Raw genomic sequence first — 12,381 nt, forward strand, 5'->3', positions numbered from 1 at the left:
TCATCGAGTAATTAGGCTCGTTTGATCAGGAAAAAGGGGCTGAATGATCAGCCCCTTTTTCTGTTTCAGTCGCAAAGTCTGCCTGACCTGGTCAATCAGCCTGGCTGTTGACAGGGTTGGGTATTATGCATACAATGCGGCTCCTTTTTTTGAAGGTCGGCTAAACAGTAGCTGCTACGAGTGGAGTTTGGTGCATCATGCAAAGCCAAAAAATTCGAATTCGGTTGAAGGCGTTTGATTATCGCCTGATCGACCAGTCCACGCAGGAGATCGTCGATACCGCCAAGCGGACCGGCGCTCAGGTGCGTGGCCCAATCCCTCTGCCGACGCGGAAGGAAAAGTACACGGTATTGATTTCTCCGCACGTTAATAAGGACGCGCGGGATCAGTATGAAATTCGTACGCATAAGCGTCTGCTCGACATTGTTGAGCCGACGGAGAAGACAGTAGATGCTCTGATGAAGTTGGACCTGGCAGCAGGTGTAGACGTTCAGATCAGCCTCGGCTAATACCGCCCGGTATTAGTCTGTGTAACTGTCATAAGGCCATAGAGGGTGCGAGCCCCGTACACTTAAGAGGTGAAACATGGCAATTGGTGTTGTCGGTCGGAAGGCCGGTATGACCCGTATTTTTACGGAAGACGGGCAAGCGCTGCCCGTAACGGTAATCGAGGTTGAGCCCAACCGGATTACCCAGCTGAAGACTCTCGAAAGCGATGGCTATCGTGCCGTTCAGGTTACGGTAGGCACTCGTCGTTCCTCACGCGTTACCAAGGCTGAGGCTGGTCATTTCGCCAAAGCAGGCGTCGAAGCTGGTCGTGGTGTCTGGGAATTCCGGTTGGCCGACGGCGAAGGCGAAGAGCTGGCTGCTGGTGGCGAAATCGGTGCGTCCATCTTTGAAGATGGCCAGATGGTTGATGCCATTGGCCAGTCCAAGGGTAAGGGCTTCCAGGGTGGCGTGAAGCGCTGGAACTTCTCCATGCAAGACGCGACTCACGGTAACTCCCTGTCTCACCGCGCCCCGGGTTCCATTGGTCAGAACCAGACTCCGGGCAAAGTGTTCAAGGGCAAAAAGATGGCGGGCCAGATGGGTAATGCGCAGGTTACCGTGCAGAACCTGAAGATCGTCCGTGTTGACGCCGAGCGCAACCTGCTGCTGGTGAGTGGTGCCGTTCCTGGCGCAACTGGCGGCGACGTTGTCATCAAGCCTGCAGTCAAAGCCTGAGGAGCGGTGCGATGGAATTGACAATTACTGGTAGCGATAAGGGAATTTCCGTTTCCGACGCTACGTTCGCCAAAGATTTCAATGAGTCCCTGGTACATCAGGTCGTCACTGCCTACATGGCTGCTGGTCGTCAGGGTACCAAGGCTCAAAAGACACGTTCCGAAGTCAGTGGTGGTGGCAAGAAGCCCTGGCGTCAGAAGGGTACTGGTCGTGCCCGCGCGGGTACTATTCGTAGCCCGATCTGGCGTTCCGGCGGTGTTACTTTTGCTGCCAAGCCCCGCGACTTTGAGCAGAAGGTCAACCGCAAGATGTATCGTGCGGCGATGCGCTCGATTCTCTCCGAGCTGGTTCGCCAGGAGCGTCTCGTGGTGGTCGACGATATGAATGTCGAAAGCCCGAAGACAAAGGCATTTAGTGCCAAGCTGAAGGATCTCGGTGTTTCCAACGCTCTGATCCTGTCTGAAAACGTCGAGCAGAATCTGCACCTTGCTTCGCGCAACATTCCCCATGTGGATGTGCGTGATGTTGCAGGGCTCGATCCGGTCAGCCTGGTTGCCTTCGAGAACGTCGTGGTGACTGTTCCCGCTCTGAAGAAGATCGAGGAGATGCTGGGATGAATCAGGAACGTATTTACAAGGTCCTGCTGGGGCCGCACGTATCAGAGAAAGCGTCTCTGGCAGCAGAGCGTGGTCAGGTGGTTTTTCGTGTAGCGCCTGACGCGACCAAGCCGGAGATCAAGAAAGCCGTTGAGCAACTGTTCAACGTCACCGTAGAAGGTGTTCAGGTTCTGAACCGCAAGGGTAAGCTCAAGCGCACTATCCGCGGATTCGGCAAGCGTAATGACATTCGTAAGGCTTACGTCAAGCTGGCAGAAGGTCAGGACATCGATTTTCTGGATGTGGAATAAGGTAAAGGGGTCGTAATATGCCGATCGTCAAAACCAAACCAACATCTGCCGGACGCCGCCACGTTGTAAAGCTTTACAACCCGGATCTGCACATGGGGCGCCCCTACGAGCCGTTGGTAGAAACTCTGAGCAAGTCGGGTGGTCGTAACCATTTTGGTCGCATTACCACTCGTCACGTTGGTGGTGGTCATAAAAAACACTACCGTGTTATCGATTTCAAGCGGACCAAAGATGGTATTCCGGCGATCATTGAGCGCCTGGAATACGATCCGAACCGCTCTGCGCACATCGCACTGCTGAAGTATGCCGATGGCGAGCGTCGCTACATTATCGCTCCCAAAGGTATGCAGATCGGTGATCCGGTGCGCTCCGGTATCGACGCGCCGATCAAGGTGGGTTCCACTCTGCCGCTCCGGAACATTCCGGTCGGTTCCGTGATCCACTGCGTCGAACTCAAGCCTGGCAAAGGTGCCCAGCTGGCTCGCTCCGCGGGCGCATCCGTACAGCTGGTTGCTCGGGAAGGTGCATATGCCACCATCCGCCTGCGTTCAGGTGAAATGCGAAAGGTGCTTGTAGATTGCCGTGCCACGTTGGGTGAAGTGTCCAACAGTGAGCATAGCCTCAAGCAACTTGGTAAAGCGGGTGCATCACGTTGGCGCGGCAAACGGCCAACAGTACGTGGTGTTGCTATGAACCCAGTTGACCACCCGCATGGTGGTGGTGAAGGGCGTACCTCTGGCGGACGTCACCCGGTTACTCCGTGGGGTGTTCCGACCAAAGGGCATAAGACTCGTAAGAACAAGCGTACTGACAAGATGATAGTACGTCGTCGTTCGGCCAAGTAAACGACTACATAGAGGTAATTTGCTGTGCCACGTTCTTTGAAGAAAGGTCCTTTTATAGACCTGCATCTGTTGAAGAAGGTCGAGGCAGCTCTGGAAGCTAACGACAAGCGGCCCATTAAAACCTGGTCCCGCCGGTCAACAGTCTTTCCGGAGATGGTAGGCCTGACCATTGCAGTCCACAACGGCAAGCAGCACGTGCCGGTTTATGTCACCGAAGATATGGTTGGACATAAACTGGGTGAGTTCGCGGCAACGCGTACTTATCGTGGTCATGCGGCCGACAAGAAAGCTAAACGCTGATTCTGAGGTAATAGAAATGGAAGTAGCAGCCAAGTACAAGGGCGCTCGCCTCTCAGCTCAGAAAGCACGTCTTGTCGCTGACCAGGTACGCGGCAAGGCGGTTGAGGACGCCCTGAACATTCTGACTTTCAGCCCAAAAAAGGCGGCCGTAGTCATCAAGAAAGCTCTTGAGTCTGCGATTGCCAATGCTGAGCACAACGAAGGTCTGGACGTAGATGATCTGCGGGTTTCCACCGTCATGGTGGATGAGGGCCCAACGCTCAAGCGCATCAAAGCTCGAGCCAAGGGGCGCGCTGACCGTATTTTCAAGCGCACCTGTCATATCACCGTCAAGGTCGCCGACAAGTAGGAGATGCTCAGATGGGTCATAAAGTAAATCCAACCGGCATTCGCCTGGGTGTGATCAAAGAGCACAACTCAGTCTGGTATGCCGACAAGAAGGAATACTCCAAGAACCTGCTGAATGATATTCAGGTTCGCGAGTTTCTGGACAAGCGTCTGGTTAAGGCGTCTGTCAGCAAGATTGTGATCGAGCGCCCGGCTCAGAACGCCCGGATCACGATCCATACTGCCCGCCCCGGTATTGTTATCGGTAAGAAGGGCGAAGATGTTGACCGTCTGCGTCGCGAAGTCAGCGACATGATGGGTGTGCCTGTGCACATCAACATCGAGGAAGTCCGCAAGCCGGACCTGGATGCCCGCCTGGTAGCGCAGAACGTTGCCGGTCAGCTGGAACGCCGTGTGATGTTCCGTCGCGCCATGAAGCGCGCGGTTCAGAACGCCATGCGTCAAGGCGCCAAGGGTATCAAGATCCAGGTAGGCGGTCGTCTCGGGGGTGCTGAGATTGCCCGTTCAGAGTGGTATCGCGAAGGTCGCGTTCCTCTGCACACACTGCGTGCAGACATCGATTACTCGACCTACGAAGCGAAAACTACCTACGGCATCATCGGCGTCAAGGTATGGATCTTCAAAGGTGAGATTCTTGGTGGTATGGAGCAGGTCCGTGCTGACAAGAAAGCCTCTGGGAAGAAAGGTTCTAAGTAAAGGGGCACTCTTATGCTGCAACCAAAACGCACCAAATTCCGCAAGGTAATGAAAGGCCGTAACACCGGTCTTGCTCACCGTGCCAACAAGGTGAGCTTCGGTGAATACGGATTGAAAGCGACCAGTCGTGGACGTATAACTGCGCGCCAGATTGAGGCAGCGCGTCGTACCATGACCCGTCGTATCAAGCGGGGCGGCAAGATCTGGATCCGGGTGTTCCCGGACAAGCCGATCTCTAGCAAGCCGCTCGAAGTACGTATGGGTAAAGGTAAAGGTTCTGTCGAATATTGGGTGGCTGAGATCCAGCCTGGCCGTATGCTTTACGAGATGGAAGGTGTTGCCGAAGATGTGGCACGTGAAGCCTTCACTCTCGCAGCGGCCAAACTGCCGGTACAGACCACCTTTGTAACGAGGACGGTGATGTGATGAAAGCAACAGAGCTGCGTGAAAAGTCAGTCGAGGAGCTGAACAAAGAGCTGATCGACCTCCTGAAGGAGCAGTTCAACCTGCGCATGCGTAAGGCGACAGGTCAGCTGAATCAGTCTCACCTTCTCGGCAAGGTGAAGCGCGACGTCGCTCGCGTGAAAACAGTATTGAACGAAAAGGCAGGACAGTGACATGACCGAAGCTACCCAAACTGCCAGAACTCTGAGCGGGAAGGTCGTGAGCAACAAGATGGACAAGTCCATCGTGGTTCTGGTCGAGCGTCAGGTTAAGCATCCGCTGTACGGAAAGTACATGAAGCGCTCTACCAAGATTCAGGCTCATGATGAGAGCAACCAGTGCAACATCGGTGACAGTGTAACCATCCAGGAAACCCGTCCGGTCTCCAAGACCAAGAGCTGGGCCCTGGTTGAAGTTACCGAACGTGCATCGAAGGTGTAATTCGCCCGGAGAACAACCATGATTCAGACTCAAACAATGCTTGAAGTCGCGGACAACAGTGGTGCACGTCAGGTTCAGTGCATCAAGGTCCTGGGCGGGTCACACCGGCGTTATGCCAGCGTCGGGGATATCATCAAGGTGACCGTCAAGGAAGCCATTCCCCGCGGCAAGGTGAAGAAAGGCCAGGTCCTGAAAGCTGTAGTCGTGCGCACCCGTAAGGGTGTTCGTCGTCCGGACGGGTCTTTGATCCGCTTTGACGGTAACGCGGCAGTACTTCTGAACAATCAGGACGCACCGATTGGTACCCGTATCTTCGGACCGGTTACCCGTGAACTGCGTAATGAGAAGTTCATGAAAATTATCTCACTGGCACCCGAAGTACTTTAAAGGACCAGAGGCCGGTTATGAAAAAGATCAAACGAGACGACGAAGTCATCGTCACAACGGGCAAAGACAAAGGCAAACGTGGTAAAGTCCTGAAAGTTCAGGACGATGGTAAAGTGATTGTTTCCGGGATCAATATGATCAAGAAGCACACCAAGCCGAACCCGATGCTGGGCACCCCGGGTGGCATCGTCGAGAAAGAAGCACCTATCCAGGTTTCCAACGTGGCTATCTTCAATCCGCAGACCGGCAAAGCCGATCGTGTTGGCTTCCAGACCAAGGAAGACGGCAGCAAAACGCGGATCTTCAGATCCACGAATGAAGCCGTCGATAACCAGTAAGCGGTGGTGGTTACGATGCTAAACAGTAAAGAGCAGTACAGTAAGGAAGTGGTACCCGCCCTGCAGAAGGAGTTCGGCTACAAGAACATCATGCAGGTGCCGCGTATCGAAAAAATCACCCTCAACATGGGTGTGGGTGAAGCAGTAGGTGACAAGAAGCTGATCGAGAACGCTGTAGCGGATCTCGAGCGCCTGGCCGGCCAGAAGCCGGTGGTCACCAAGGCACGGAAATCCGTAGCGGGTTTTAAAATCCGTGAAGGTTGGCCGATTGGTTGTAAAGTCACACTGCGCGGTGAGCGTATGTGGGATTTCTTCGATCGCCTGGTTCACATTGCGGTTCCCCGCATTCGTGACTTCCGAGGCCTGAACCCGAAGTCCTTCGACGGACGCGGTAACTACAGCATGGGTGTTCGTGAGCAGATCATCTTCCCGGAGATCGAGTACGACAAAGTCGACAAGATCCGCGGGCTGGATATCACCATCACCACCACGGCTGGTACCGACGACGAAGGTCGCGAACTGCTGAAAGCCTTCGGCTTTCCGTTCAAGAAATAAAGGAACGAGTGACATGGCTAAGGTATCCATGAAACAGCGTGAGTTGAAGCGCGAGAAGATGGTTGCAAAGTACGCAGCCAAGCGCGCTGAGCTCAAGGCGATTATCAAGAACCCGAATACCAGCGATGAAGAACGTTGGGACGCACAGATGAAGCTCCAGCAGCTTCCTCGCAATGCCAGTCCCGCACGTCTTCGTAATCGTTGCCAGGTGACTGGTCGTCCCCACGGCGTTTTGCGCAAGTTCGAGCTGTCACGGATCAAGCTCCGTGAATACGGCATGCGCGGCGACGTTCCGGGCCTGACCAAGGCAAGCTGGTAAGATAGGTTGCCTGGCCTTGGCCGGGTGCCTGTTGGTAAGCGGTGCGGCAAGCCGCTGCACAACTAAAAAGATCAGGAGCCTCATACCAATGAGTATGCAAGACACGCTTGCGGATATGTTTACGCGTATCCGTAACGCACAGATGGCGTCAAAAGCTGATGTGACGATGCCGTCTTCGAAAATGAAGGTCTCCGTAGCCCAGGTCCTCAAGGACGAAGGCTACGTTGAAGATTTCTCTGTTTCAGCTGACGCGAAGCCCGAGCTGACGATTACCCTCAAATACTTCGGTGGCAAGCCGGTTATTGAGGAGATCAAGCGGGTCAGCCGTCCGAGTCTGCGCCAATATAAAGGCGCCGGGGAACTGCCGAAGGTATCCGGCGGTCTGGGAGTCGCGATTGTCTCAACGTCCAAGGGCGTTATGACAGACCGCGCCGCACGAGCTGCGGGCGTGGGTGGCGAAGTCATCTGCACCGTATTTTAGGAGAACCACATGTCCAGGGTTGCCAATAATCCTGTCGTGCTGCCTTCCGGTGTTGAGGTTAAGCTGAACGGACAGGAAATTAATGTGAAGGGCTCCAAGGGAGCGCTTCAATTCACCATTCACCAGGCGGTCGAAGTAAGCCAGGAAGAAAATGTCCTGCGTTTCGTTGCCCGCGATGGTGCAAAACAGTCCCGCGCTCTTGCTGGTACCACCCGTGCTCTGATTAACAACATGGTGACCGGTGTTTCCACAGGCTGGGAGCGCAGGCTCACGCTGACGGGCGTAGGTTACCGTGCCCAAGCGCAAGGTAAGAAGCTCAATCTGACACTGGGTTTTTCACACCCGGTCGAGTATGAGCTGCCCGAGGGGATCACCGCTGAGACTCCGTCCAACACGGAAGTCGTGATTCGCGGGATCGACAAGCAACAGGTTGGCCAGGTCGCTGCGGAAATCCGTGCGTTCCGTCCGCCCGAGCCGTACAAGGGCAAGGGTGTTCGTTATGCGGATGAGCAGGTCAGACGCAAAGAAGCCAAGAAGAAATAAGGCGGGACTATGAGCGCGAATACAGAAAGATTGCGTCGCGCACGCAAAGTGCGCATGAAGATCCGTGAGCTGGGTACTGACCGTCTGTGTGTTCATCGCACGCCGCGTCACATGTACGCACAGGTCACGACTGCGGATGGCAGCAAGGTGCTGGCATCTGCCTCCACGTTGGATAAGGAACTGCGCCAGGGTGCAACCGGTAACGTGGAAGCCGCCAAAAAAGTCGGTCAGCTGATTGCTGAGCGTGCGAAGGCGGCGGGCATTGAGAAGGTTGCGTTTGACCGTTCCGGTTTCCGCTACCACGGTCGCGTACAGGCTCTGGCCGATGCGGCCCGTGAAGCTGGCTTGCAATTCTAAGAGGTGGAGAAGATGAGCGTTAACGAACAGAAGGCGCCTGAGCTCCAGGAGAAGCTGGTTCAGGTTAACCGTGTCGCCAAGGTTGTTAAAGGTGGCCGGATTTTCGCCTTCACCGCACTGACAGTAGTGGGTGACGGCAAAGGTCGCGTTGGTTTCGGCCGTGGTAAGGCCCGGGAAGTTCCTGTGGCCATCCAGAAGGCGATGGAAGCTGCACGTAAGAACATGGTAGACGTGGCGCTGGATGGCACCACTCTGCAATACCCGGTCAAGGCTCAGCACGGGGGCTCCAAAGTCTTCATGCAGCCGGCCTCTGAAGGTACTGGTATCATCGCCGGCGGTGCGATGCGTGCGGTGCTGGAAGTTGCGGGTGTTCAGAACGTACTGTCCAAGTGTTACGGGTCTACCAACCCGGTGAACGTGGTACGTTCTACCATCAAGGGTCTCCAGGCCATGAAGGCGCCTGAGGACGTTGCAGCCAAGCGCGGTAAATCCGTGGAAGACATTCTGGGTTGAAGTCATGGCGAACGCGAAAACAATCAAGGTAACACTGACCCGCAGCCCGATCAGCTGTCAGCCGAAGCACAAGCTGTGTGTGAAGGGCCTGGGTCTTCGTAAAATCGGTCAGACCGTTGAGCTGGAGGATACTCCCTCCATTCGCGGCATGATCAACCGGGTAAATTACCTGGTACGGGTTGAGGAGAACTAAGATGCGTCTGAACGAACTTGCTCCGGAACCCGGTTCACGCCCCGACGCCAAACGCGTCGGCCGTGGTATCGGTAGCGGTCTCGGCAAGACCGGCGGCCGTGGTCATAAAGGTCTGAAGTCCCGGTCCGGTGGCTCCGTAGCTCCCGGTTTCGAGGGCGGTCAGCAGCCGTTGGCCCGTCGTCTGCCGAAATTTGGTTTTACTTCCCGGCAGCAGCGCTATGTTGCGGAAATTCGCCTGAATGAACTGGCGAAAGTTGAAGGCGACGTTGTTGATCTGGAGGCTCTTAAAAAGGCTGACGTGATCCGCGAGGAGATTCGGGAAGCCAAGGTTATCCTGTCTGGCGAGCTGAGTCGTCCGGTAACCGTCAAGGGCCTGCGGGTCACCAAAGGCGCACGCGAGGCAATTGCTGCCGCGGGCGGTAAAGTCGAAGACTAAGGCGAGTCGAGGACTAAATGGCCAAGACAGCATCATTGCCTGCGGGCGGGGGAAAAGGACTGGCAGAGCTGCGTTCGCGGCTCTGGTTTGTCTTCCTGGCATTGCTGGTGTACCGGATCGGTGCCCACATCCCGGTGCCAGGTATCAATCCCGATCGACTGGCGGCACTGTTTGAGCAGAATCAGGGGACGATCCTGAGCATGTTCAACATGTTTTCCGGTGGTGCGCTTGAGCGCATGAGTATCTTCGCACTCGGTATCATGCCGTACATTTCGGCTTCTATTATCATGCAGCTCATGACTGCGGTGAGTCCGCAGCTTGAGCAGCTGAAAAAGGAAGGCGAGGCTGGTCGTCGCAAGATCAGTCAGTATACGCGGTACGGTACGGTCATTCTGGCGCTTGTACAGGGCGCCGGTATTTCCATGGGGTTGGCCTCTCAGGGGGTCACCTTTACCGATAGCTTCAGCTTCCACTTCGTGGCAGTCGTCTCGTTTGTGAGCGGTGCCGTGTTCATGATGTGGTTGGGTGAGCAGATCACCGAGCGGGGCGTTGGCAACGGCATCTCGCTGTTGATTTTCGCCGGTATTGTCGCCGGGTTGCCCGGTGCAATCGGCCAGACGCTTGAGCAGGCCCGCAACGGCGAGATGAGTCTCCTGGTCGTTTTGGGGATTGCGATTCTCGCGGTGGCTGTCATTGGCTTTGTGGTGTTCATGGAGCGCGGTCAGCGCCGATTGACCATTAACTACGCCAAGCGTCAACAGGGCCGTCGGGTGTTTGCTCAGCAATCCAGCCATCTGCCTCTGAAGGTGAACATGGCCGGCGTGATCCCGCCGATCTTCGCCTCATCGATTCTCCTGTTCCCGGCCTCGCTGGGACAATGGTTCGGTCAGGGCGAAGGAATGGAGTGGTTGAGCGAGTTGTCACAGGCCCTGGCGCCCAGTCAGCCCCTGTACATCATCCTGTTTGCGGCAGCAGTGATTTTCTTCTGCTACTTCTACACGGCGCTGATGTACAACCCGAAGGAAGTTGCGGATAACCTCAAGCGTTCCGGCGCCTTTATTCCGGGCATTCGTCCGGGCGAGCAGACTGCCAAGTATATTGATGGCGTGCTGACCCGTCTGACGCTGTTCGGTGCAATGTACATTACAGCAGTGTCCCTGTTCCCTCAGTTCCTGATGGTGGCCGGGAATGTACCTTTCTATCTGGGCGGTACGTCACTGCTGATTGTGGTAGTCGTGGTGATGGATTTTATGGCACAGGTGCAGTCACACCTGATGTCTCATCAGTATGAATCGCTGATGAAGAAATCCAATCTCAAGGGCTATGGACGGAACGGGTAACAGTCCCGTTCCCCTTGAAAACTGGAGTCGACAATGAAAGTACGCGCTTCGGTAAAGAAAATTTGCCGTAACTGCAAAGTAATTCGTCGCAATGGCTCGGTTCGAGTCATCTGCACGGAGCCTCGTCACAAGCAGCGCCAGGGCTGATTCCTTCGGGAAACGTTCTGACATTGCAAAAGGGGTTCGGAATGGTAGCGCTTGACTCGGATGCGGGTCGGGCGCTATTATTTCGCGCCCTTTTTGTGGCGGAAAATTCACACAGCAAAGCTTTGAACGCGGAGTAATTTGGATGGCACGTATAGCCGGTGTCAATATACCCGATAACAAACATGCTGTTATCTCGCTCACCTACATTTTCGGTGTTGGCAAGACAACAGCCCAGAAGCTTTGCGATGCAACCGGCGTTAAGCCGGACGTCAAGGTCAAGGACCTTACCGACGAGCAGCTTGAAGCACTTCGTTCTGAAGTCGGAAAGGTGTCTGTCGAAGGCGATCTGCGTCGTGAAGTACAGATGAACATCAAGCGTTTGAAGGATCTCGGATGCCACCGTGGTCTGCGTCATCGTCATGGCCTTCCGGTCCGTGGCCAGCGCACCAAGACCAACGCCCGCACCCGTAAAGGTCCTCGCAAACCTATTCGCAAGTAACAGGTAGGCAAACATGGCAAAGCCAGGTACACGTACCCGTAAAAAGGTGAAAAAGACGGTTGTTGATGGCGTCGCGCACATCCACGCGTCCTTCAACAACACTATCGTGACCATTTCGGACCGCCAGGGCAACGTTCTGTCCTGGGCCACTTCAGGTGGATCCGGTTTCCGCGGCTCACGTAAGAGTACACCTTTTGCTGCGCAGGTAGCAGCTGAAAGAGCCGGTAACGCGGCTGCTGAATACGGCCTTAAAAACCTGGATGTAGAGGTTAAGGGTCCTGGGCCCGGACGTGAATCTGCAGTTCGCGCGCTTAATGCGTGTGGCTACAAGATTACCAACATCACTGATGTGACGCCGATTCCACACAACGGCTGTCGTCCGCCCAAGAAGCGCCGCGTCTAACACAGGAGACAGTGAAATATGGCTCGTTATATAGGCCCGAAGTGCAAGCTGTCTCGTCGTGAAGGGACAGATCTTTTTCTGAAGAGCGGCGTTCGCGCGCTCGATTCGAAGTGCAACATCGAGACTCCGCCGGGTATGCACGGCGCGCGTCGCGGTCGTCTGTCCGAGTACGGCGTACAGCTTCGTGAAAAACAGAAAGTCCGTCGTATCTACGGCGTACTGGAGAAGCAGTTCCGTAACTACTACAAGGAAGCTGCGCGTCTGAAGGGCGCAACAGGTGAAAACCTGCTTCAGCTTCTGGAAGGTCGTCTGGACAACGTTGTATACCGCATGGGTTTTGGTTCGACCCGTGCAGAAGCCCGTCAGCTCGTCTCTCACAAGGCGATTCTGGTAAATGACAAGGCGGTGAACATCCCGTCTTACCAGGTCAAGCCAGGTGACGTTGTGAGCGTGCGCGAGAAGGCCAAAAACCAGTTGCGCGTTAAAGGCGCCCTGGATCTGGCCGGAAGCCGCGCACCGGTAAGCTGGGTAGAGGTTGACGCCAACAAGATGTCCGGCGTTTACAAGTCAGTGCCTGAGCGTACTGAACTTCCGGCCGACATCAACGAGAACCTCATCGTCGAGCTTTACTCCAAGTAAAGCCCAGTAAGCAACGATAGCAGATA

Annotated in this window: 26 protein-coding genes; all 26 read left to right on the forward strand. The window is 55.2% G+C overall.

All coding sequences use genetic code 11. From position 1 onward, the window contains the following. Positions 1–197 precede the first annotated feature (197 nt). The 26 genes from rpsJ (at position 198) to rpsD (ending at position 12,355) form a co-directional block, all read left to right on the forward strand. Positions 198–509 carry a 30S ribosomal protein S10 gene (rpsJ, locus tag MSNKSG1_RS17700; protein WP_004580743.1) on the forward strand — a complete coding sequence of 104 codons (312 nt, stop codon included), beginning with the start codon at positions 198–200 and terminating at the stop codon, positions 507–509. A 76-nt stretch (positions 510–585) separates the two neighbouring features. Beyond that, positions 586–1,224, forward strand: coding sequence for a 50S ribosomal protein L3 (gene rplC, locus MSNKSG1_RS17705; protein WP_008940671.1), 639 nt, complete (start codon positions 586–588; stop codon positions 1,222–1,224). An 11-nt stretch (positions 1,225–1,235) separates the two neighbouring features. After that, on the forward strand, positions 1,236–1,841 hold the full coding sequence (gene rplD / locus MSNKSG1_RS17710; protein WP_008940672.1) for a 50S ribosomal protein L4: 606 nt from the start codon (positions 1,236–1,238) through the stop codon (positions 1,839–1,841). Continuing rightward, positions 1,838–2,131 (forward strand): 50S ribosomal protein L23, encoded by a 294-nt coding sequence (gene rplW / locus MSNKSG1_RS17715; RefSeq protein WP_008174862.1) that lies wholly within the window; start codon positions 1,838–1,840, stop codon positions 2,129–2,131. Before rplD ends, rplW begins: the two co-directional genes overlap by 4 nt. Before the next feature lie 17 nt (positions 2,132–2,148). Continuing rightward, complete coding sequence (gene rplB, locus MSNKSG1_RS17720) at positions 2,149–2,976, forward strand: 50S ribosomal protein L2 (RefSeq protein ID WP_008940673.1); 828 nt, start codon at positions 2,149–2,151, stop codon at positions 2,974–2,976. A 24-nt stretch (positions 2,977–3,000) separates the two neighbouring features. Further along, complete coding sequence (rpsS, locus tag MSNKSG1_RS17725; protein ID WP_007154011.1) at positions 3,001–3,276, forward strand: 30S ribosomal protein S19; 276 nt, start codon at positions 3,001–3,003, stop codon at positions 3,274–3,276. A gap of 16 nt (positions 3,277–3,292) precedes the next feature. Further along, on the forward strand, positions 3,293–3,625 hold the full coding sequence (rplV, locus tag MSNKSG1_RS17730) for a 50S ribosomal protein L22 (protein WP_008940674.1): 333 nt from the start codon (positions 3,293–3,295) through the stop codon (positions 3,623–3,625). A gap of 11 nt (positions 3,626–3,636) precedes the next feature. After that, entirely contained in the window at positions 3,637–4,320 is a 684-nt protein-coding gene (gene rpsC, locus MSNKSG1_RS17735) for a 30S ribosomal protein S3 (protein WP_008940675.1), read from the forward strand. Positions 4,321–4,332: 12 nt separating this feature from the next. Beyond that, positions 4,333–4,746, forward strand: coding sequence for a 50S ribosomal protein L16 (gene rplP, locus MSNKSG1_RS17740; protein ID WP_008940676.1), 414 nt, complete (start codon positions 4,333–4,335; stop codon positions 4,744–4,746). Next, the gene (gene rpmC, locus MSNKSG1_RS17745; protein ID WP_008940677.1) at positions 4,746–4,937 is read left to right on the forward strand and encodes a 50S ribosomal protein L29; all 192 of its coding nucleotides are present in this window, start codon (positions 4,746–4,748) and stop codon (positions 4,935–4,937) included. Before rplP ends, rpmC begins: the two co-directional genes overlap by 1 nt. 1 nt (position 4,938) lies before the next feature. Further along, a complete protein-coding gene (gene rpsQ / locus MSNKSG1_RS17750) occupies positions 4,939–5,205 on the forward strand; it encodes a 30S ribosomal protein S17 (protein WP_008940678.1) in 267 nt (88 codons plus the stop codon). Positions 5,206–5,223: 18 nt separating this feature from the next. After that, entirely contained in the window at positions 5,224–5,592 is a 369-nt protein-coding gene (gene rplN / locus MSNKSG1_RS17755; protein WP_008940679.1) for a 50S ribosomal protein L14, read from the forward strand. Between the two features lie 17 nt (positions 5,593–5,609). Beyond that, positions 5,610–5,930 (forward strand): 50S ribosomal protein L24, encoded by a 321-nt coding sequence (rplX, locus tag MSNKSG1_RS17760; protein ID WP_008940680.1) that lies wholly within the window; start codon positions 5,610–5,612, stop codon positions 5,928–5,930. Positions 5,931–5,945: 15 nt separating this feature from the next. Next, positions 5,946–6,485, forward strand: coding sequence for a 50S ribosomal protein L5 (gene rplE / locus MSNKSG1_RS17765; protein ID WP_008940681.1), 540 nt, complete (start codon positions 5,946–5,948; stop codon positions 6,483–6,485). Positions 6,486–6,498: 13 nt separating this feature from the next. Next, on the forward strand, positions 6,499–6,804 hold the full coding sequence (rpsN, locus tag MSNKSG1_RS17770) for a 30S ribosomal protein S14 (RefSeq protein ID WP_008940682.1): 306 nt from the start codon (positions 6,499–6,501) through the stop codon (positions 6,802–6,804). Between the two features lie 88 nt (positions 6,805–6,892). Then, positions 6,893–7,285, forward strand: a complete 393-nt coding sequence (rpsH, locus tag MSNKSG1_RS17775) for a 30S ribosomal protein S8 (protein WP_008940683.1) — start codon at positions 6,893–6,895, stop codon at positions 7,283–7,285. A gap of 9 nt (positions 7,286–7,294) precedes the next feature. Beyond that, on the forward strand, positions 7,295–7,828 hold the full coding sequence (gene rplF, locus MSNKSG1_RS17780) for a 50S ribosomal protein L6 (RefSeq protein ID WP_008940684.1): 534 nt from the start codon (positions 7,295–7,297) through the stop codon (positions 7,826–7,828). Positions 7,829–7,837: 9 nt separating this feature from the next. Next, entirely contained in the window at positions 7,838–8,185 is a 348-nt protein-coding gene (gene rplR, locus MSNKSG1_RS17785) for a 50S ribosomal protein L18 (RefSeq protein ID WP_008940685.1), read from the forward strand. Positions 8,186–8,197: 12 nt separating this feature from the next. Next, complete coding sequence (rpsE, locus tag MSNKSG1_RS17790) at positions 8,198–8,698, forward strand: 30S ribosomal protein S5 (RefSeq protein ID WP_008940686.1); 501 nt, start codon at positions 8,198–8,200, stop codon at positions 8,696–8,698. A 4-nt stretch (positions 8,699–8,702) separates the two neighbouring features. After that, positions 8,703–8,891: a 50S ribosomal protein L30 gene (gene rpmD / locus MSNKSG1_RS17795; RefSeq protein WP_008940687.1), complete on the forward strand. Its 189-nt coding sequence runs from the start codon at positions 8,703–8,705 to the stop codon at positions 8,889–8,891. Between the two features lies 1 nt (position 8,892). Beyond that, positions 8,893–9,327: a 50S ribosomal protein L15 gene (gene rplO / locus MSNKSG1_RS17800; protein ID WP_008940688.1), complete on the forward strand. Its 435-nt coding sequence runs from the start codon at positions 8,893–8,895 to the stop codon at positions 9,325–9,327. 17 nt (positions 9,328–9,344) lie between these two features. Beyond that, positions 9,345–10,667: a preprotein translocase subunit SecY gene (gene secY / locus MSNKSG1_RS17805; protein WP_008940689.1), complete on the forward strand. Its 1,323-nt coding sequence runs from the start codon at positions 9,345–9,347 to the stop codon at positions 10,665–10,667. A gap of 33 nt (positions 10,668–10,700) precedes the next feature. Next, positions 10,701–10,814 carry a 50S ribosomal protein L36 gene (gene rpmJ / locus MSNKSG1_RS19025; RefSeq protein WP_004580765.1) on the forward strand — a complete coding sequence of 38 codons (114 nt, stop codon included), beginning with the start codon at positions 10,701–10,703 and terminating at the stop codon, positions 10,812–10,814. Between the two features lie 142 nt (positions 10,815–10,956). After that, positions 10,957–11,313 (forward strand): 30S ribosomal protein S13, encoded by a 357-nt coding sequence (rpsM, locus tag MSNKSG1_RS17810; RefSeq protein WP_008940690.1) that lies wholly within the window; start codon positions 10,957–10,959, stop codon positions 11,311–11,313. Between the two features lie 13 nt (positions 11,314–11,326). Beyond that, positions 11,327–11,716 carry a 30S ribosomal protein S11 gene (gene rpsK, locus MSNKSG1_RS17815; protein ID WP_007153992.1) on the forward strand — a complete coding sequence of 130 codons (390 nt, stop codon included), beginning with the start codon at positions 11,327–11,329 and terminating at the stop codon, positions 11,714–11,716. 18 nt (positions 11,717–11,734) lie between these two features. Next, entirely contained in the window at positions 11,735–12,355 is a 621-nt protein-coding gene (gene rpsD, locus MSNKSG1_RS17820) for a 30S ribosomal protein S4 (protein ID WP_008940691.1), read from the forward strand. Positions 12,356–12,381: the final 26 nt, after the last annotated feature.

It is taken from the genome of Marinobacter santoriniensis NKSG1, assembly GCF_000347775.1.
GTDB classification, from domain to species: Bacteria; Pseudomonadota; Gammaproteobacteria; order Pseudomonadales; family Oleiphilaceae; genus Marinobacter; species Marinobacter santoriniensis.